Annotated in this window: 15 protein-coding genes; 5 read left to right on the forward strand and 10 right to left on the reverse strand. The window is 63.0% G+C overall.

Annotated elements, in window-relative coordinates; translation table 11 throughout:
- Positions 1–10: 10 nt before the first annotated feature.
- Complete coding sequence (locus tag ACP7BX_RS28975; RefSeq protein WP_061435169.1) at positions 11–280, forward strand: DUF3613 domain-containing protein; 270 nt, start codon at positions 11–13, stop codon at positions 278–280.
- Between the two features lie 3 nt (positions 281–283).
- Here ACP7BX_RS28975 and ACP7BX_RS28980 read toward each other — a convergent pair whose 3' ends face one another.
- Complete coding sequence (locus ACP7BX_RS28980; protein WP_426131514.1) at positions 284–1,072, reverse strand: response regulator transcription factor; 789 nt, start codon at positions 1,070–1,072, stop codon at positions 284–286.
- A 126-nt stretch (positions 1,073–1,198) separates the two neighbouring features.
- Positions 1,199–1,648 (reverse strand): prepilin peptidase, encoded by a 450-nt coding sequence (locus tag ACP7BX_RS28985; RefSeq protein WP_426131516.1) that lies wholly within the window; start codon positions 1,646–1,648, stop codon positions 1,199–1,201.
- Between the two features lie 72 nt (positions 1,649–1,720).
- Here ACP7BX_RS28985 and ACP7BX_RS28990 point away from each other — a divergent pair, with 72 nt between their 5' ends.
- A complete protein-coding gene (locus tag ACP7BX_RS28990) occupies positions 1,721–2,164 on the forward strand; it encodes a TadE/TadG family type IV pilus assembly protein (protein WP_033897329.1) in 444 nt (147 codons plus the stop codon).
- Positions 2,161–4,878, forward strand: a complete 2,718-nt coding sequence (locus ACP7BX_RS28995; RefSeq protein ID WP_426131519.1) for an ATP-binding protein — start codon at positions 2,161–2,163, stop codon at positions 4,876–4,878. Before ACP7BX_RS28990 ends, ACP7BX_RS28995 begins: the two co-directional genes overlap by 4 nt.
- Here ACP7BX_RS28995 and ACP7BX_RS29000 read toward each other — a convergent pair.
- The 6 genes from ACP7BX_RS29000 to pbpC form a co-directional block, all read right to left on the reverse strand.
- Positions 4,875–6,824: a pilus assembly protein TadG-related protein gene (locus ACP7BX_RS29000; protein WP_426131521.1), complete on the reverse strand. Its 1,950-nt coding sequence runs from the start codon at positions 6,822–6,824 to the stop codon at positions 4,875–4,877. The two genes, ACP7BX_RS28995 and ACP7BX_RS29000, sit on opposite strands and share 4 nt — an antisense overlap.
- Before the next feature lie 104 nt (positions 6,825–6,928).
- Positions 6,929–7,486: a DUF4136 domain-containing protein gene (locus ACP7BX_RS29005; RefSeq protein ID WP_314531808.1), complete on the reverse strand. Its 558-nt coding sequence runs from the start codon at positions 7,484–7,486 to the stop codon at positions 6,929–6,931.
- A gap of 45 nt (positions 7,487–7,531) precedes the next feature.
- Positions 7,532–8,134 (reverse strand): DUF4136 domain-containing protein, encoded by a 603-nt coding sequence (locus tag ACP7BX_RS29010; RefSeq protein ID WP_016977011.1) that lies wholly within the window; start codon positions 8,132–8,134, stop codon positions 7,532–7,534.
- Positions 8,135–8,158: 24 nt separating this feature from the next.
- A complete protein-coding gene (locus ACP7BX_RS29015; RefSeq protein WP_033897334.1) occupies positions 8,159–8,908 on the reverse strand; it encodes a methyltransferase in 750 nt (249 codons plus the stop codon).
- The gene (locus ACP7BX_RS29020) at positions 8,901–9,209 is read right to left on the reverse strand and encodes a MazG-like family protein (RefSeq protein ID WP_038843772.1); all 309 of its coding nucleotides are present in this window, start codon (positions 9,207–9,209) and stop codon (positions 8,901–8,903) included. The genes ACP7BX_RS29015 and ACP7BX_RS29020 overlap by 8 nt, the downstream gene beginning before the upstream one ends.
- A gap of 53 nt (positions 9,210–9,262) precedes the next feature.
- A complete protein-coding gene (pbpC, locus tag ACP7BX_RS29025) occupies positions 9,263–11,593 on the reverse strand; it encodes a peptidoglycan glycosyltransferase PbpC (RefSeq protein WP_426131524.1) in 2,331 nt (776 codons plus the stop codon).
- 90 nt (positions 11,594–11,683) lie between these two features.
- On the opposite strand from pbpC, the gene ACP7BX_RS29030 reads away from it, so the two are divergent.
- Positions 11,684–11,977, forward strand: a complete 294-nt coding sequence (locus ACP7BX_RS29030) for a hypothetical protein (RefSeq protein WP_426131526.1) — start codon at positions 11,684–11,686, stop codon at positions 11,975–11,977.
- Between the two features lie 36 nt (positions 11,978–12,013).
- On the opposite strand, the gene ACP7BX_RS29035 is transcribed toward ACP7BX_RS29030, so the two are convergent.
- Positions 12,014–16,912 (reverse strand): alpha-2-macroglobulin, encoded by a 4,899-nt coding sequence (locus ACP7BX_RS29035; RefSeq protein ID WP_426131528.1) that lies wholly within the window; start codon positions 16,910–16,912, stop codon positions 12,014–12,016.
- Between the two features lie 153 nt (positions 16,913–17,065).
- On the opposite strand from ACP7BX_RS29035, the gene ACP7BX_RS29040 reads away from it, so the two are divergent.
- Positions 17,066–18,403: an MATE family efflux transporter gene (locus ACP7BX_RS29040; protein WP_426131530.1), complete on the forward strand. Its 1,338-nt coding sequence runs from the start codon at positions 17,066–17,068 to the stop codon at positions 18,401–18,403.
- On the opposite strand, the gene ACP7BX_RS29045 is transcribed toward ACP7BX_RS29040, so the two are convergent.
- Complete coding sequence (locus tag ACP7BX_RS29045; protein WP_426131532.1) at positions 18,348–19,241, reverse strand: alpha/beta hydrolase; 894 nt, start codon at positions 19,239–19,241, stop codon at positions 18,348–18,350. The genes ACP7BX_RS29040 and ACP7BX_RS29045 overlap by 56 nt on opposite strands.
- Positions 19,242–19,302: the final 61 nt, after the last annotated feature.

A 19,302-nucleotide genomic window follows, 5' to 3' on the forward strand; every position in this document is an offset into this window, starting at 1 on the left:
GGAGTGATCGATGAAAGCACATTACCTGATCGGGCTGGCGCTGTTACCACTGGGTGCCATGGCCATCGAACCCGGCCCGTCATCACCGCAGCAGGCGGAAACGGAAAACTGGATGGCGTTGCAGATCAATGGGCGGGCCGCTTCGCCGACGCCGCAAAGGGCCACGCCCGCGGAACGGGAGCAGTCCTTGCAGCGTTGGCTGGACAGTCACAAGCATCCAATTCCGGAGTTTTATGAATCGGAGTCGGGTGGGGGTTCTAAAGGCGGCAAGAGCCAGTGACGCTCAATGGGCGGTCACCCGCTGGCGCATCGCCGAGTTGCTCGGCGACAAGGCCAGTGCCAGTTGGGTGCGGTTATGCATATGGGTCAGGCGCAATACCTGGGACACGTACAGCTTGACGGTGTTCTCGGTAATCCCCAGTTCGCAGGCGATCTGGTAGTTGGTCTGGCCCTTGCCCACCAGGCGCGCAACGTCCAGCTGACGCGGCGATAGCTGATTGAAGATGCTCGGGATTTCCACCGGGCTGGCTTCTTCGACCACCAGCTCAGTCTCATCCGCCAAGCTGGCACCCGGGCTACGGCGCACTCTGTCGAGGTCCTGGTACAGGTCATTGATGGATTCGGACAGGTATTGCAGCTTCTGGTTCAGGTGCCCCAGTTGCAGGTCTTTCTGCCGTTCCTCCAAGGCGGCTTCCTGGCGCTGGAGGCCTTCGAGCAACTCGTCGAGATTGATCGGTTTCTGGTAGTAGTCCGAGATCCCCGCGCGCAGGGCCTTGATCACGTCCTGTTTGTCGGCGCGTCCGGTGAGCATGATCGCCTCGAATGCCCGTTGCTTGCCCGCCACCTTCTGCATGGCCTGCACCAGCTCGATGCCGTCCATGTCCGGCATGTGCAGGTCGCACAGCACCAGGCCGATCTCGGCGTCTTCGCTGAAGCGCTTCAAGGCGTGTCGGCTGGACTCACACGGGACGCAGCGGTAACCACTGCTTTCAAGAAATTCGCAGAGCTCTTCAACGATCAACGGTTGATCGTCGACCACGAGCACTTTCACCGCCGAGGTAAGCTTGTTCACGCGTTACTCCATGCCTGGCCAGCCAAAAGATTGACCTATCCATTTTGACGAAGAATCCTATGCATCCACTCAATAAACCTAGACCTACTTTCCGACTATGTACATAGCGATAGAGGCCTTGTGCGACTAATGGATCCAAAGCCAGTACAGCACAAACCCTGTCAATACAAAGGGGGCATAAGGCTGCTTTGTTGACACGCCTGGTGACGATACCTCGCGGCGCACGCTAAGCCGTTGATGGATAAGCACCCAGACGCCCTGGAACACGGCAGCACCGATCAACGACCACAACAAGACATCCAGATTGCTCGCCAGGGCCAGGGCGGCCAGCAGCTTCACATCCCCCGCGCCAAAGCGGCCCAGCGCATACCCCGGCAAGGTCAGCAACAGCGCCACGGCGAAGGCCCAGCCCCCATCGGTGGCGGGCGCCCCCAACCAGGTCGCACCCGTCCACATCAGGTAGATCAACGCCAACAACGCCGCCCCCAGGGTCAAGCTGTTGGCGATTTGCCGTTGACGCATGTCCTGCAACGCGCAGAGTCCCAACCAGAGCAGTATCACCACGCTATGGATCACGTAAAAAACATCCCTTTTCGCTGAATGATTCTATGCTGATATCAAGTAGTAGCCGTCAGGGTAGACGCAGTCATGAAAACAGGCCTGCCTGGAAAGCAAAAAGGTGCAGCCGCGATTGAGTTCGCCCTGGTCTTCGGGATCTTTTTTGCGGTGTTTTATGGCTTGATCAGCTATAGCCTGCCGCTGCTGATGTTGCAGTCGTTCAACCAGGCGGCGGCGGAAGGCGTGCGCCAGGCGATGTCGGTGGACCCGGTGGCCGCTGGCACCGCTTATCCCACGCAGGTGACCACACTCGCCAAGACAACGGCAAAAAACCAGCTGAAGTGGATCCCGGCCAGTTTCCAGTTTTCGGACGACCTGATCACTGCCACCTACACCGGCAACACGCTGACCGTTTCGATCAAGTACCCCACCAGCCGCCTCTATTCGGTGTTCCCGGCGCTGGTGTTGCCGGTCATCGGCACCGTGCCGAATCTGCCGGCCAACCTGTTGGTCAGTTCGAGTCTGCAGCTTTGACCTCGGGGGACAAGCTCTTCGGGCGCCTGCTCGGCCGCAGCAGCGCGCTCGCACTCGATACGCCCGGCGCCCCTGTGCCAGGGCTGCACCTGCTACTGGATGCTCAGGGCCGTGTGCTGGACTTCAGTGGCACCCTGCGCGCACTGCTCGCCCCCCATGATTCACGCCCCTTGCTGCGCGAGTTGTTGTGCGCCAGCAGCGCCTTGAGCATCGAAGGCCAGCCCGCCGACTGGCAACACCAGAGCCTGGACCTGGACTTCCAGGGCGTCGCCGGCCGGCCCCTGCACACCCGGGGCTGGATCGAGCCCGAAGACGACGGCTGGCGCTTGCACCTGCAAGACGTCAGCGACTTGCTGGCCGGTAGACAACTGGCCCAGCATCGCGAGCAGAACCATCAGTTGGCCTGCCAGATGAGCGAGCAGTTGCGGGTGTGCAGCCTGACCCGCCTGCCCGAGGTGTTCAACGAGCACCTGCGCAGCCTGGCCCAGCGCTGGCACATCCCCTGCGTGGCCATGGCCTTGCTCGACGAAGAAAACCAGGGCTGGCGGATCTACAACCACTACGCCGCCCACGATGCACCCGCCTTGTGGCAGACCGGCCAGCACCTGGGCACCAGCCTGGACAGTGCCAACGGCAACACGCCGTTGAGCCTGGCCGAGGAGCGCAGCGACAACCCGCGCCTGCACAGCATTTTCGGCAATGCCGATGGGTTCCTGGTGCCTTATCGTGACAGCCAGGGCGTTGCCGCCTGGTTGCTCTGCGGCTTCTACAGCGGTCAGCAACATACCAACGAGCGGGACTGGCTGAACCTCACCGCCGCCCTCGCCGCCCCGCTGTTGAGCCGACTGCGCGAGCAACGCAACCATCAACAGCTCGACCGTATGGAAGCCCTGCAAGGCCTGCTCGGCACCGGCTGGTGGGAACTGCTGCCGGCCACCCAGGAGATCCAACTGGCCCCGCAGCTGCTGCACAGCCTCAGCCAGGATGACGGCCCAACCCGCCAGCCGTTGGACCAATGGCTTGAACTGATCCACCCCGCCGACCGCCAGGCGTTCAACAGCCGTTTGCACGACCTGCAAGCCCTGGGCAAACCCTTGATGACCAGCGTGCGCCTGCAACGCACCGACGCCGAGCACAACCCCCTGTGGTATCGCGTCCAGGGCCAGGTGCTGGGCGTGGGCGATCACCGGCGCTGGATTGGCTTCATGCTCGACATCAGCGACATCAAGAACCAGCAACTGCAAGCCGCCGCCGCCCATGCGCGCCTGGACAACCTGATCGCCAGCTCGCCAGCGGTGATCTATGTGCAACGCTATGTCAGCGGCGCCCTGCACCCGGCGTTCTTCAGCGACAGCCTGCTGCCGCTGCTGGGTTGGACCCTGGCCGACTGCACCCCAGACAATCTGGCCTCGTTGATCCACCCCGACGACCGCGAACTGTACTTCGAGCGCAGCCGCCAGTTACTGCGCGAAGGCAACGTGCGCAGCCGTTACCGCCTGCGGGACAAACAAGGCCATTACCATTGGCTGCTGGACGAAGCCAAACTGTTGCGCGATGACCTCGGCCTGCCGGTCGAAGCCGTCGGGCTGTGGCTGGACGTCACCGAGGCGACCCTGGCCGCCGAGCAGATCAAACAGAGCGAAGAGCGCTACCGCATCCTGGTCGAAGACTCCCCGGCGATGATCTGCCGCTATCGCCCGGACCTGACCCTGACCTTCGGCAACACACCGCTGGCCAACTACCTGGAATGCCCGCCGGCGCAACTGCCGGGGCTGAACCTGGGGCACTGGCTGTCGGACGAACAACGCCTGGCCTTTGTGCAACGCATCGAACAATTGACCCCGGAATTCCCGGTCAGCACCGCCGAGATCAGTCTGGAACTGCCCGGCCGCGAACATGCCTGGTGGGTGTGGTCGGACCGGGGCGTGTTCGACGAACAGGGCACGCTGGTGGAGGTGCAAGCGGTGGGCCGCGACAACACCGAAGTGCGCCGCTCCCAGCAGCAACTGACCCAAAGCGCCAAGATGGCCACCCTCGGCGAAATGGCCACCGGCCTGGCCCATGAGATCAACCAGCCGCTGAACGTGATGCGCATGGCCATCGTCAATGTGCTCAAGCGCCTGGGTAACGGCGATGCGCAGATCGACTACCTAACCGAAAAGCTCCAGCGCATCGACACCCAGGTACAGCGCGCGGCACGTGTCGTGGACCACATGCGCGTGTTCGGCCGCCGCTCGGAAATCGAACAACAGCCCTTCGACCCGTCACAGGCGGTGGAAGGCACCCTGTCGCTGCTCGGCGAAGGCCTGCGCGGCAAAGGCGTGGAGCTGCGCATCACGCCTTCGGGCTTCACGGTGCAGGTCAAAGGTCATGTCGACCAGCTTGAGCAAGTGCTGATCAACCTGATGGTCAACGCCCGTGATGCGCTGCTGAGCAAACGGGAAAAGGATCCTGGGTTCCGCCCGTGGATCGCCCTGCACTGCGAGCATGACAGCCGACATGTGCGCATCTGGGTGGAGGACAACGGCGGCGGCATTGACCCACGGTTGCTGGAGCGGATTTTCGAGCCGTTCTTCACCACCAAGCCGATCGGCGTGGGCACCGGCTTGGGTTTGTCAGTGAGTTACGGGATCGTGGAAAACATGGGCGGGCGCCTCAGCGTCGCCAATGGCGAGCACGGCGCGAGGTTTTGTGTGGAGTTGCCGGTAAGTTAAATCACCAGGTAGGCGCGGCCCATGTGGCAACTGAGGTTGGCGCCGACTTCGGCGTTGCCCAGGCTGATGCCCAATGCCGAGAGCAGTGTGTTGACGATGGGGTCGAGTATCGGCGACAGGACGTTTTGGACAAGGCTGACCACCGAACTGATGATGGTCGCCAACGCGCTGGTCACGGTGCCGTTCGCCGGGTTGGGTGTGCTGCCGCTGGGCGGCACGTAGGTGACCTGCAGACCGTTCAGCGTATCCCCCAGGCTATAAAGGATATCGGCGGTGCCTGGCGCGTTCTTGTAGGTCGGCGTCGTGTTCATTTCTGCCACGGGTAAAAACAGCATCGAGTTGGTTTGCGCGGCGACGGTAGACAGCGCCTTCAAATTCAACCCCCCGCCTACGCCCGCTGTACGCGGACCACAGATCAGCGTCAGCACAATGCAATAGCGTTCGCCGAAGTCGATCAGCCTGACCGGTTGCACCGTGACGGGGGCTGATGAAGAAAACGCAGCAACCGGATCCACGTAACCCACGCCCAATGTGGCCAACGAGGTGGTGGTCTTTACCGTCAACGACTTGGTGGCAGGCGTGGCGCAGCTGTAGTCCGTGACATAGCTTTGCGCACTGGCCGCCTCGATATAAATGGACAGGGTTTGGTTGATGTCGACATCCGTGACATTACACGCCACCAGGCACAAGACACCGCCGACCACGGCCGGAATGTTCAGGTTCAACAGGCCGCTGACCACCTTCGACACCGGCGTCCCCAGCCCGGAAAGAATCGACGTGACACCCGAAACCACCTTGATGATCGGCGCATCAATGGTGACCAATGTGCGTACCTGCGCCGTTCGCACAAAAATCTGATCCGTTTGCGGGTTATTCAAAAGCCCCGCCTTGGCCTTGGCCGGATTGCCAATCGCCGACAGTTGCGGTGGCTCGATGACTTTGGTCTGGATCGAAACGGTGCCCACCAGCGGAATATTGACCTTGGCTGCCGCACTCACCGCATTCTTGCTACTGGAGAGCTGCGCCACGGTCTCCAGCAACTGAAACAACTGCACACTGGTATTCAAGGCCGCCGCCGGCGTTCCGGTGGCGACTTTCAGCAAGTCTCCGACCTTCAGCAACTGGGTGTTCGGCGCGATGGCGTTCACGGTAATCAGATCGTTGATGACCGCCGTGGCGACCGCGCCGTTTTTTTGCAGAACCTTCACGGCGGCGTCGAGCAACTGACTGGCGGAGACAGCAGTGCTCAGCAGCGCGTCGTAGTCCCCCGCCTTTACGTTCAATTGAATCGCCAACTGATCCAGATAGCTGAGCAGGTTCACGTTCGTCGTCAGCAAGCCATTCCAGCCCGCTGCCGTCAGCGACAGGCTACCGCCCAACAGATTGCCGATGACCATGTTCAGCAACGGGGAGTTGGCCGAATTCACGGAGGCCAGGCTGCTGCGAATCGTCAGTTGCGCCACCGGTGGCGCAGTCGCAGCCACGGCGGTGGCACTCAATATCGTCTGGGTGGCAACCGGTGCACCGCTGAACATGTTCCAGATACCACTGGCGAGACTGGTCATGACACTGCGCGTTGCGACCACGCGTATGGCGTCGTTCTTGGTCGCATCAGCGACGAACACACGGATATTGCTGGCATTGGTGGGCAAGGTGCCACAGGTCACGGCCAGGCCCCGACTGTTGTCGCCGGCGACCACGGTAAAACCGTTGCGCGCGGCGTTTTCCTTGGCGTAGTCATTGGCCGTGGTGGAGGGCGTGCACAGGCCGCCACGACCGGCGGCTTCCAACGCGGCGGTGTCGGCGATGGACTGCAACCGGCGCTTTTCCAGGTACAGGCGCCCGCTGTCCACCGCCAGCAGCATGAACACCATGGCCACCGCCAGGGTGCCTGCCGCCATCAAGCCAATCGCACCACGCTGCCGGGAACCAAGTCGGGGAGACATCAGGCACTCCTTAGCGCTTACTCTCCATTGTTGGGTTGGAGTGTAGACAAGGCTTCAGATGCGCGCTGGCCAGTCGCCACATTGGCGACTGGCGGAAGGTATTTCTAGTGCGGTGGGTAGCTGGAAAGGACGCGGGTGACGGTGGTGCGGATGGCTTTGTCGCGGTCCTGGGGGTTGGGCGAGGTGGCCATCATCTGTTCGTCGCTGCCGCGCCACACCAGCTTGCCGTCCTTGCCGTCGAGCAGGTCGATCTGAATGGTGGCGACTTTGTAGGTGATGTTGCGCGTTTCGTTGTACATCGGCGCGCCCCAATAACCGTTCCACGGGCCGCCCCAGGCGCCGCCGTAGTTGGTGGTGACTTGTTGCTGGCGGTCTTCGACGATGAGGTAGGCCTGTACATTCAAGTCAGCCTTGCTGCCCGGCGCCACTGGGCGCAGGCCGCGCTGGTCGAGTTGCTCGCCGACGGCCTGGCGGATGCGCTGTTCGGTGAGGTCACTCTTGATGCGCGGATCATCCGGACGGTATTGCAGCGCCGGGTCTTTCCAGGCCCAACTGCGGTAGGCCCCGAAGTCCCGGCTGGCGTCAAAATCGTGGTTGACCTGGCTGGTCTGGCAACCGCCCAGCAGCACTACAACAGCAAGCGTAGCGATACGACGAAACATGGTTTATCTCCAAAGAGCGACCCGCGCTAAAGATGAGAATAGCTGTTAACTGGGAGGATACGCCGTCATTGCCTTTTGCACCGCCTGGCGCAAGGCATCTCCCCGCTCACTGAGGCTTCCCTGGCTGCCGGTTTCCGCACTGGCACTCCACACCGGCTGGCCGGTGCGGGCATCGAACAGGTTGACGCGAACCACCACGACCTGCACTTCATAGGTGCGCACGATCGGCACCGAGTTGTACATGCCGTAACCATTGCCATAGCGGTTGTAGCCGCCGTAACCGTAGCCGTAGTCATCCTGGACCTGCTTGAGGCGCTTCTCCAGGCGCACATCGGCGCTGACAAACAGGTCCGCCGGGCGATTGTCATGCAAGGGGCGCAGCCCGCGTTGGTCAAGGGCACCGCTGACCGCTTCGGCAATCTGCGCCGAATCCGCCCAGGCCGTGCCCGCCGGCAACTGGCCGTTGCGCCAGGCCCAATTGCGGTAGGCGCCGTAGTCGCGCACGGGCGCCGGGTAGGCGCTGGCATCAAAGGTATTGGCCGCCTGGGGCGGCGCCGGAGGAATCGGCGCCGAAGCGGCAACATAGGGGTTCGGGCTGGAACACGCGCCCAAACCGAGGGACAACAGGATCAAACAGAGACGACGCATTTCGACCTCCGCAGACTGGGCCGCTTAAACCGGACGGCAGATCCAGTGCAAATAACGCCCAAGTCCGGCAAAGCTTGGGTGACGACGGTGAGCGAGTTCCATCTCCAAAAGGTCCTGCAAATTGGCGCGGGCCTGGAATTCCACCGGCATATAGTCGTGGAACACCCGCACGCCGCTTTGGCTTTCGACCTGCCAAAGGCCATCGAGTTGCGCCGCCAACTCACGGGGATCGAGGGGTTGTTGCGGCGTCAGGCTCTGCTTTTCGCCGGCCATGTCGTTCTTGCGCATTTTGCGGAAGTGGCCTTTGAGCAGGTTGCGGTAAATCAGCGCATCACGGTTGTAGAACGCCAGCGACAGCCAGCCGCCGGGCACCGTGAGCTGGTGCAGCACCGGCAGGATCGCGTGGGGCTCGGCCAGCCATTCCAGCACGGCGTGGCACAGCACCAGGTCGTAGGGTTCGGTGAGTTGGCCGAGCAGGTCTTGCCAGGGCGCATGAATAAACGTGGCGGTTTGCCCGGCATCCGCGAAGCGTTGACGGGCGCCTTCCAACATCGGCTCAGCGGGCTCGGCCAGGGTGACCTCATGGCCTTGCTCGGCCAACCACAGCGACATATGGCCCAGGCCCGCGCCGATATCCAGCACGCGCAAAGGGCGTTTCGGCAGGGCCTCGGTCAGGTCGGCCTGGAGCACTGCCAGGCGAATCGCGCCTTTGGCTCCGCCGTAGATTTTCTCGGCGAAACGCGTGGCCAGTTGGTCGAAATGACGATCACTCATGGGCAAACCGCCGTTCACTGTCGGCCAACTTGGCGCGTACCACCTCGTTCATGTCCAAGCCCAACTCGCTGCACAGCAACAGCAGGTACAGCACGATATCGCCGACTTCCTGCCCGGCATGGGCAAGTGTGTCGGCCGGCAGTTGGCGCGACTGGTCTTCGGTCAGCCATTGGAAGATTTCCACCAGCTCGGCCATTTCCACGCTGGCGGCCATGGCCAGGTTTTTCGGGCTGTGGAATTGTTTCCAATTGTTGGTATCGCGGATGCGGTGCAGGCGTTCGGTGAGGTGTTCGAGGTTCATGCGGCGGGCTCCTGAAGGTGGATAGCTTCGGGCCGAAAGCGCCGGAAGGCAAGTTAATCCACCACACTGAATTCGATCCTGGCCGTCTGCCCCGCCTCGTCCAACACACTCAGCTGGTAGCGGCCCAGGTGCTCGAAACTGGTGTTGATAAAGTCCTGGTTGGCGCTGTCCCCCAGCGGCGCGCCATTGAGGAACCACCAGCGTCGCCCGCTCCCTCCCAAGGCGGAGATTTTCAGGCGCAGGGCCTGTTGGCTGGCGGCGGGCAGGCGCAGTTGGTCACCTTCGCGCACGCCGACAATCGACAACGGCGACGACGCGGCCAATGCCGGAGGCGGGCATTCGGGATCGGCGGCCGGGATACGCGCTTCACGGCGCTCGACCCGTGGCAGCCAGGGTTCCAGCGGCGCGGGCCACAGGGCGATGTTTTTCGGCTCGGCGCCGGGGCAATGGGCGTCGACCCGCAAGCCCTTGGCATTGACCCACACGCTTTCCATCAAACCCACGCTCAACGGCTGGTCCAGTGCCTGCAAGGTGGGCGGCGTGGTGTTATCCAGGGTCCAGGCAAAGCGCTGGCGCCGGCAATTGGGGTCACTGCGGCTCATGGGCTGGCCCAGCGGCCAGCAGATCGCTGCCACGCCGACATTGGCCGGCACCGGTTTGACGGGGGCGCTGATGCCGCGCTGGCTGTCGCGGTTGGTCAGCACGTCATGCACCTGCAACATCAACGGCGCGGCCGAGGCCAGCCCGAACTGGCCCGGCACCGGCGTGCCGTCCGGGCGGCCGATCCACACGCCGATCAAATAACGCGGGCCCACGCCGATGGCCCAGGCATCGCGAAAACCGTAGCTGGTGCCGGTTTTCCAGGCCAGTACCGGGCGTTGCGCCAGTTCGGCACGCGGGTCACGGTCGGGCCGCGCCTGGCCGCTGAGGATGCGCCGCACAATCCAGGCGGACCCTGGCGACAGTAACGGCCGTTCCCTGAGCGTATCGTCCGGCTGCAATCGAATAGTGGCGCTCCTGCCATCGCGAGCGAAGGCGCTGTAGCCGCTCACCAGGTCTTCGAGGCGACTGCCTGCGCCGCCCAGGATCAACGCCAGGTTCGGTTCGGCCAACGCCGGCAGCGCCAACGGCACACCGCCGATGCGCATTTGCGCAGCAAAGCGCTTGGGCCCATAGGCCTCCAGCAACTGCACCGCCGGCAGGTTGAGCGAACTCGACAGTGCCGTACTCGCCGGCACTGCACCGGTAAACCCCATGGAGAAGTTACCCGGCCGGTAATCGCCATAACGCCGAGGCACATCCTGCAATAAGGATTCGGAGTGGATCAGCCCATCATCCAGGGCCATGCCATAGAGGAATGGTTTCAGGGTGGAACCCGGCGAACGCAAGGCGCTGATCATGTCCACATGGCCGAAGCGCTTGGCATCGTTGATATCCACCGAGCCAAGGTAAGCGCGCACGGCCATGCTTTCCTCTTCCACCACCAGGATCGCGGCGGACGTGTGCTCCGGCAGCCGCGCGCGCCAACCCAGCAGCAGGTCTTCAAGACGGCGTTGCAACGTGGCATCCAGAGTGGTGCGGATCAGCGGCGGGCTGTCGGGGCGGTTCAGGCGACGCGCGAGCAGGGGCGCCAGGCTCGGCTCCAGGCGTGGGGCGAGCAGCAACGGTTCTTCCAGGGCCTCATCGACGGCCGATTGTGGCCACACCTGAAACTCCGCGAGGCGGCGCAGCACTTTGTCGCGGGCTTGCTGCGCACGTTGGGGATGGCGATCCGGGCGCAAACGGCTGGGCGCCTGGGGCAGAACGGCGAGCAAGGCGGCTTCGGCGTGGGTCAGTTGCGCAGGGGATTTGCCCAGGTAGGCCCAACTGGCCGCCGCCACACCCTGCAACGTACCGCCGAACGGTGCGCGGTTCAGGTAGAGGTTGAGGATTTCGCCCTTGGACAGGTGCCATTCCAACTGCGCCGTGCGCCACAACTGACGCAACTTGCCGTGGAAGGTGCGCGAATGCGGATCCAGCAACCGCGCCACCTGCATCGACAAAGTGCTGCCGCCCGACACCACCCGCGCACCCGTGAGGTTCTGCCAGGTCGCCCGCGCCAGCGCCAGCGGATTCACGCCGGGATGCTGGTAGAACCAACGGTCCTCATACGTCAGCAGCGCGTCCAGGTAATACGGCGATACTTCGCTGGTTTGCACCGGGTAGCGCCACACGCCATTGGCATCGGCAAACCGCCACAACGGCGTGCCATCCTCGGCCAGTACCACCCGCGCCAGATCATCCTTGGGCAAGGGGAGCGGCCAGATGCGGTCGGCCAGCCACAGCAAGGCCACCAACAACAACAGGCCGGCCAAGGTCCAACGGGCAACTAAACGCAAACTCAAACGGGCAAACCTCTATGCTGGTAGGGAACTAGCCTGTTGCAATAACAACCAAAGGCACAGATACGCCCACCTTCTCATCAGGACACACATATGCAGGTAGAAAGCTTTTTCGGCTGGTTGGGCCAGGCGCTCGGTTCCATCATCCGTTTTATCGTCGACGGGCTCAGCGGCCTGTTCGGTGCGCTGACCAATGCCGGTGGCAACTTTATCGATGGCCTGTCCCGCACCTTGGGCATGGACACCTCGGTCATCAGCATCATCACCCTGATCATCGGCCTGATGCTGCTGTACTCGGCGGTGCGCGCCTTTATGCGGGCGTCGATCATCATGGGGATTATCTGGTTGCTGTTGGGCCTGTGGCTACTGAGCTGGGTTGTGCATTAACTAACGGGGCCATGACGAACATGGCCCCGTTTTACATTAACGCCCCTTGATCACCAGATCCGCCGGCGTTTCGCCCACCGCCTGCCAGTTCGGCCGGTACATAGACTCCACTTGCGGCGGTGGCACACGGTAAGTACCTGGTGTCACGGCACGCGCCAGGTACAGCAGGTGCGTGGTGCCGGAGCCCTCCAGGTTGATCGCCGCCACGTAACGGTCATCACGGAACTCCTGGTGCTTGAGCGATGCGTTCTGCATCGACTCACGCCACTCCTTCACTTGGCTGCTGGCGTTTTCCAGGCTGGCGGCGCTTTGCGCCAGGTTCTGGTTCTCCAGCTCCAGGCCCGCCGGCAACAGGTCCACCACCAACGCATCCGGCACCCGCTGCTTGGCACTCACCGCCAAATGCACCAGCACCAGATCGCCACTGTTGAGGCTGCGCAGGTTCAACGGCTGGCCGTTCATGCCCAGGTATTCGCGGCGGATGTTCAGGTTGTCGCCACCCGGTGCCGGTGGCACCTGTGGATATCCCGAAATCGTCAATTGCTGGTACACCGGCGTCTCACCCTGATTGCTCAAGGTCAGATCACTGGACAGCCACTTGCCCTCCAACTCCAGCGTCGACTGCTGATTGTTCAGTTCCTGCACACCGCCACTGCCCGTCAATGACACTTGCCAGTTCGCATCAGGCTTGGCAAACCCAAGGCGCCCGGCCAGGAACAGCGAGTTACGCTCCTGGGTCGACAGGTACGGGCTAGCCGCCAGTTGATCCGACAGCGTGAACAAGCGCTCCTCGCGCTTGCCCTTGGCCAAGTCGTTCTCTTCCAGCAGCGCCAGGATCATCGCCTGGTCGCGCAACGGGCTACCGTAATCGGCCAGCCATTCATTGGCATTGCGCTGCGCCGCCAGGCCGGCGAGCAACGCCTGGTCCGCACGCGGCTGGTCACCCATCTTCTGCAACGCGATGGCCAACTGCACCAGCGGCAGACCGGAGCGCGCATCGCTGCGGCGTTCGAAGATGCTGCGCAACGCGCCCAACGGCGCCTGCTGACTGCGCGCCAGCACCATGCCCGCGTAGGCCTGCACGGCAAAGCGGGTGTGGTCGGCATTGTCGCTGTAGTCGACGTCGATCAGGTTGCGTTCCTGCACGTAGCGCAGCAGACGCTCGCTGGCCTTTTTCAAGGCTTCAGGCGGCACCGCGAAACCCTGGTCGCGAGCGCGCAGCAGGAAGTCGGTGACGTAAGCCGTCAGCCAATATTCCTCTTCGCCATCCGCGCCCCACAACCCGAAGCTGCCGTTGTAGCGCTGCATGCCCAGCAGGCGTTCGATGCCCAGCTCGATCTTGCGTTTGCGTTCGCTGTCCGACTCACCTTTGATCGACAGGCGCTTGAGCAATGCATCGTCGGCATACAGCGACGGGTACAGGCCGCTCGCGGTCTGCTCCAGGCAACCGTAAGGGTAGGCCTTGAGCGCACTGATCTGCGCACCGAGGTTCAGCGGCGGTCTACTCGACAGGCTCAGCAGCGCCTGGCGTCCCGAGGCGTCGAACTGATCCAGCGTCCCCGCCGGCAAGCTCCACGGTTGATCCTTCAGCACCGCGCGATAGTGCTTGAGCAGCGCCGGATAGGCCGGGCGCACGCCCAGGGTCCATTCGCGCGTAAACGGCGGCAGGTTCTCACCCGGCAGATCCAGGCCATTCACCGTCACCTTGACCTTGCCCTGCCCCAACCCGCCCCAGGCTTTCACCGGGATACGCAGGGTGGTGCGCTGGCCTTGTTTCAGCTCGACGCTTTGCGCGCCGCCGTTGACCAGCTCCAACTGCCCGTCGGCACTCAGTTGCACATCGAGTTTCTGCGGTTTGCCCGACAGGTTGGACAGGTCCAGCGCCAACGTGGTCTGGTCGCCACCCGCCATGAAGCGCGGCGCCGACAGCTCGGCAATCAGCGGTGCGGCAATCACCGTCTTGGCCTCGGCCATGCCGTAGCGATCGTCGCTCCAGGCCTGGGCCATCAGGCGCAGTTCGCCGTTGAAGTCGGGAATATTGACGCTGACTTCGCCCTCGCCTTGCTCGTTCAACGTCACGGGGGCGCTTTGCAGGGCGACGATGGTCACGCTGGTGTCCGGGCGCTTGCCACCCTTGGCGAGTGCCGCGTCGCCACCAAATGCCAGGCTGGCCAATCGGCCCTGGCCGGCTTCGATCAACTGACCGTAGATATCGAATTGGTCCACACCGTAGGCCTTGCGCCCGAACAGGCTGGAATACGGATCCGGCGTCGGGTATTCAGTGATATTCAGAATGCCCACGTCTACCGCCGCCACCAGCACATGCACCTGCTTCGGCACGCTGCCATCGGCATTCTTGGCGGCGATTTTCACGGTGAGCGGCTGTTTGGGGCGCATTTTTTCCGGCGCGCTGAGGGTCACGCCGAGTTTGCGCTGGGTGCGATCCAGCGGCAGGTGCAGCAGGCCCACCGCCCGTTTGGGCGTGATGTTGGCTTTACGCTCGCCAGGACGAATCACCAAGGCGCTGACATACAAATCATGGCGCGACCATTTCGGATCAAGCTTCACCGCGAAGCTCTTGCCTTCAGCCGGCACCTCGATTTCCTGCCACCACAGCGGGCCTTCGGCGGACTCCACCAACAGGTAGCCCTTACCGGCCGCCGGCGGCGTGACGGTCACATTGGCCGTATCGCCATCGCCGTAGGCCGGTTTATCCAGCGCCAGCTTGACCTGATCGGGTCGCACGGCGCCGCCTTCAGTGTTGTCCTGGGCCTGGTAGCCGGCCCAGAAACGCAGGCTGCTGACCAAGCCGGTCTGCGGGTCTTCGACCTCGACGCGGTACGGGCCCCACTCCACCTGAAAGCTGACTTTGGCGGTGTCGCCCGCCTTGATGTTCAGGGTCTGTTCGTCGAGGTTGAGGAATTTCTCGTTGAAGTGATAGCTCCAGCCGTCATTCTCGGAGTAGTTCCAGTAGTAGTCGCGGCGCTCACGCACCAGGCGCACCTTGAGGTTTGGCGCGGCGAGCTTCTGCCCGTCCTGATTGGCCAGCAGCACTTCGAATTCCGCCGGGCCGTCGCCGTTGGTTTCCTTGCCGTCAAACAGTCCGCGCAGGCCCGGCAGTTGCTCGGCGGGCCAGATCGGCTGCACCAGGCGCCGGGTGATCGGCCGTCCGCCCGACTCTTGCAGGCTGGCCTGCACGATCAGTTGCAGCGGCGACTTGGCCTCGGCCCATTTGCTTTCCAGGGTCAGCGCTTCCTGGCCCTTGGCGTCGAGCACGCTTTCTTCCAGTTCGAAATCCTGGCTCAGCTCTTCTTCGGTGACGGAGCCGAACTGATAGCCCGGCAGCGACTTGACCGCTTCGCGCAACGGCCGCACATAGACTTGGCCGCTGACGCGATTGCCCGAGGCAGGCGCGCCGTACAGGTAACGGCCGTTGACCTGGATCACCGCGTCGTCCGCCGGCTTCAGCGGGGTGTCGCTGCCCTTGAGTTCCAGCGCCAGGCGCTCGGGCAGGAAGTCTTCTACAAGGAATTCATACAGCTGCGGTTTGCCATCGCCCAGGTCAAACACCAACTGCCAGCGCCCGGTCGGTGCTTCGCCAGCCAATTGCAGTTGATATTGATAAAGGCCAGAGGCGTCGGCATCCCAGACGAATTTGCGGCTGACCTGCTCATCCGGTCGACGCACTTCGACGCTCACCGGCTGCGGCTTGACGGCATTGCCGTCCTTGTCCCGCAGCAGGGCATTGAGCAGCACGGTTTCGCCAGGGCGATACAGGTCACGCGGGCCGAATACAAAGAACTGCAAAGGGTGGGAGGGTTGGCCGCCGATGTCGAACTCGGCCAGGTCCAGCGCCGCGCTGTCGAGGCGCAACATACTGGTCTGTTCACCTTGCTTGGCGAGCAACACCTGGGCCTTTTTCGGCAATGGCAACTCGGCGTGGCCGCCCTTCTCGGTCTTGCCCTGGCCCAACACACGGCCTTCGGCGTCGAGTACTTCAAGGTCGACGCCATCCAGCGCCTTGCCGCCTTCCAGCGCCTGGGTAAACACGTCCAGGCGATTGGCGTAACGGTGCACCGACAGGCCGATATCGCTCAGGGTAAACAGCGTGGCCGGTTGGGAATAGTTGTAGGTGCCCGAAGCCCGCATCACCGCCAGGTACACGCCGGGCTGTTGCAATTGCTTGAGGCCGGCGATCGGCAGCAGCAGGGTTTCACGGGTGTTGCGCGCCGGGTTCAGGTCGAAACGGCCACCGTAGACCAGGTCGGCCAACGGCAGCAGTTCGCGGGATTCATAGCTTTGCAGGCTGGTGTTGCGGCCCCACTGCGCGAGGAAGGTGGGCAGGGATTCGGGCTTGATGCGGAAGAATTCGACGTCGATCTTGTCGACGTTCAGCGCGATCACCGGCAGGCCTTCGGCCAGGCGCGTCGGCAGCAAGGTGCCACGGCTGGCAAAGCCGACAGTGGCTTGCAGGTCGCGGGTTTCCACGCGCGCGCTGTATTCGGCGGCGAGGGTATTGTCGTTGACCGCCTTCACACCGGCGTCGACCGTGAGCACCAGCTTGCGCTGCGGTTCCAGGTGGCGCAGGCGCAGTTCCATCAGGTTGTCGGAAATTTCCCAGGCGCCATCGACCTTGCCGGACTTGCTGTCCACCAAGTGCAGTTTGTCGGCGAATTTCTGATCGGGATCCAACGGAATGGAAAAGCTCACGGAGAGCGTGCTGGCGCCGTCGAGCTGCACTTCGGACACGTCCACCACGCTCAACTCGCGCCCGGCGTAACGCTGTTTTAGCGCCGCCACATCCACCACGGCCTTGGCCGGTTTGGGCGCAACCGTCGCCGCCGCGGGCGCGGTCGGGGCAGCCGGTTTATCGGAGGAATCGCAGGCGCTCAGCAGGGCCAGCGCGCAAGCCAGGAACAGTCCTTTGTTAAGCATGGGGCACTCGTAGTGGGAGGGGCCGAGGGGTGAACTATATATCAGCCCGCGTGGGGCCGATGAGGTGCTGGTCACATTGACCGACGGAGGGTGGTTTGGTTCTGCCGCGCTGCCAATGCCCGGTTACAATGCCGCTCCTCTGAAGGAGCCTGCATGCCCACCTTACTCACTGACTGGCGCCATCGCCCCACCCACCGCCGCGTCTGGGCCCTGGCCGCGCCGATGATCCTGTCGAATATTTCGGTGCCGTTGGTGGCGCTGGTCGACAGCATGGTCATCGGCCACCTGCCCCACGCCCACCAGTTGGGCGCCGTCGCGGTCGGCGCCAGCCTGTACACCTTCCTCGCCTGGGCCATGGGTTTCCTGCGCATGGGTTCCACCGGTTTCGCCGCCCAGGCTGCCGGACGCAATGATGGGGCGGCGCTGCGGCAAATCCTCCTGCAAGGCCTGTTGCTCGCACTGGGCCTGGCGATGCTCTTGGGTACGGTGGGCATTCCGCTGAGCCATCTGGCCTTGGAGTGGATGCAGCCCTCTCCCGAACTCAATCAACTGACCCAGGATTTTTTCCACACCCGCCTGTTCGGTCTGCCCGCCGCATTGGCCAGCTACGCATTGGTCGGCTGGTTTCTCGGTACACAAAATGCGCGGGCGCCGTTAGCGATCCTGCTGACCACCAACCTGGTCAACATCGCGTTGAACCTGTGGTTCGTCCTCGGCCTGGATTGGGGTGTGGTCGGCTCGGCGCGTGCGTCCGTGGTGGCGGAATGGACCGGCGCTTTGCTCGGCCTGGCCATGACGCAAAAAGCCCTGCGCGCCTACCCTGGCCACATCGCCTGGGCGGCGCTGAAGCTGTGGGAAAGTTGGCGCCCGCTGCTGGCGGTCAACCGCGACATTTTCATCCGCAGCCTCGCACTGCAATCGGTGTTTTTCATGATCACGGTGCAAGGCGCGCGCCTGGGCGACGCCACCGTGGCCGCCAACGCGCTGCTGCTCAACGGCCTGTTGCTGGCCGCCCACGCCTTGGATGGATTGGCCCATGCGGTGGAAGCCCTGTGCGGCCACGCCATTGGTGCCCATGACCGCCAGGCCTTGCGTCGTTCATTGGTGGTGGCCGGCGGCTGGTCATTGATCGCCAGCGTTGGCTTTGCGCTACTGTTCACCGTCGGCGGCCACCTGTTTATCGCCATGCAGACCGACATCCCCAGCGTGCGCGAAACCGCCGACCTCTACCTGCCTTACCTGGCGATACTGCCGCTGATTGCGGTGTGGAGTTACTTGCTGGACGGCTTGTTCATCGGCGCCACTCGCGCGCGGGAGATGCGCAATGGCATGCTGCTGACCGTCTTGCTGACACTGCCCTTCGCCTGGGCGTTGCAGGGTTTGGGCAACCACGGGCTGTGGATAACCTTCCTTCTATTTATGGCCCTGCGCAGCCTTACCTTGTGGGCGATTGCCTGGCGCTTGAACCGGCAGGACCAGTGGCTTGGATAAACGCGGTGACACGGTCCAGTACCGGCGCCAACCAACGCAAAGGTCTGGCGATCGCCCCCACCAGCGTCTGGTGGTTGGTCTTGCCGAAATAGACTTCCTCCACCGGCACACCCGCCGCGCGTAATTGCTGAGCCAGCCCGCCGGTGTTGCGTTTGGGGTTGACGAGCTTGTCATCCGTCGAGGCGATCAAGAGGCTGGGCGGTGCGTCGCGGCTGACGTGGTTGATCGGCTGGGAATCCGGCGGTGAATCGGGGAAGAAAAACACCGGTTTCACGTCAGGGTTTTCAATCGGCAGAAAGTCATAGGGCCCGGCCAGGCCGATCCAGCCTGTGAAGATTGACGGCGTCAGGCCAACCTCTTTCAGCCAACGCGCATCCAGCGCCAGCATCGACGCGTTATACGCGCCGGAGCTATGCCCCATGACATAGAGCTGTTGGGGATCACCACCGTATTGGGCGATGTGTTGATAGGTCCAGGCAACGGCGTGGGCGTTGTCTTGGAGGAAGGCGGGATACCGCACTTGCGGGTAAAGCCGGTAATCAGCGATCACCACCACGATGCCGTGTGAGGCCAGGGCTTCGCCGACGAAACCATAGTCTTCCCTGGATCCGCTGTTCCAGCTGCCGCCGTAGAAAAACACCACGACTGGAGCATTGGAGATAGCCGGGGCAGGTCGGTAGATATCGAGCTTTTGCCGGGGATCATCGCCGTAGGCGATGGTCGAGGTTTTGGTGAAGGTGTTGGTGGGGGTGAGTGCGTTGAGCACTTTGATGGGCGAGCAGGCCGCAAGGCATGCCGCGACGACCAGGGTGAACGCTTGCAAGAATACTCTCGACATCGCCAACCCCTTATACGTGTGAAGACAGACTAATGTGGTGAGCGGGCTTGCCCCGCGCGAG

It is taken from the genome of Pseudomonas sp. DWP3-1-3b3, from assembly GCF_049896305.1.
GTDB lineage: Bacteria > Pseudomonadota > Gammaproteobacteria > Pseudomonadales > Pseudomonadaceae > Aquipseudomonas > Aquipseudomonas azotoformans_A.

What these genes read in the sequence shown, in the direction of transcription:
- ACP7BX_RS28975 (WP_061435169.1), top strand. Translation starts at nt 11, where the DNA reads ATGAAAGCACATTACCTGATCGGGCTGGCGCTGTTACCACTGGGTGCC.
- ACP7BX_RS28990 (WP_033897329.1), top strand. Translation starts at nt 1,721, where the DNA reads ATGAAAACAGGCCTGCCTGGAAAGCAAAAAGGTGCAGCCGCGATTGAG.
- ACP7BX_RS29000 (WP_426131521.1), bottom strand. Translation starts at nt 6,824, where the DNA reads ATGTCTCCCCGACTTGGTTCCCGGCAGCGTGGTGCGATTGGCTTGATG.
- ACP7BX_RS29005 (WP_314531808.1), bottom strand. Translation starts at nt 7,486, where the DNA reads ATGTTTCGTCGTATCGCTACGCTTGCTGTTGTAGTGCTGCTGGGCGGT.
- ACP7BX_RS29010 (WP_016977011.1), bottom strand. Translation starts at nt 8,134, where the DNA reads ATGCGTCGTCTCTGTTTGATCCTGTTGTCCCTCGGTTTGGGCGCGTGT.
- ACP7BX_RS29015 (WP_033897334.1), bottom strand. Translation starts at nt 8,908, where the DNA reads ATGAGTGATCGTCATTTCGACCAACTGGCCACGCGTTTCGCCGAGAAA.
- ACP7BX_RS29020 (WP_038843772.1), bottom strand. Translation starts at nt 9,209, where the DNA reads ATGAACCTCGAACACCTCACCGAACGCCTGCACCGCATCCGCGATACC.
- ACP7BX_RS29030 (WP_426131526.1), top strand. Translation starts at nt 11,684, where the DNA reads ATGCAGGTAGAAAGCTTTTTCGGCTGGTTGGGCCAGGCGCTCGGTTCC.
- ACP7BX_RS29035 (WP_426131528.1), bottom strand. Translation starts at nt 16,912, where the DNA reads ATGCTTAACAAAGGACTGTTCCTGGCTTGCGCGCTGGCCCTGCTGAGC.
- ACP7BX_RS29040 (WP_426131530.1), top strand. Translation starts at nt 17,066, where the DNA reads ATGCCCACCTTACTCACTGACTGGCGCCATCGCCCCACCCACCGCCGC.
- ACP7BX_RS29045 (WP_426131532.1), bottom strand. Translation starts at nt 19,241, where the DNA reads ATGTCGAGAGTATTCTTGCAAGCGTTCACCCTGGTCGTCGCGGCATGC.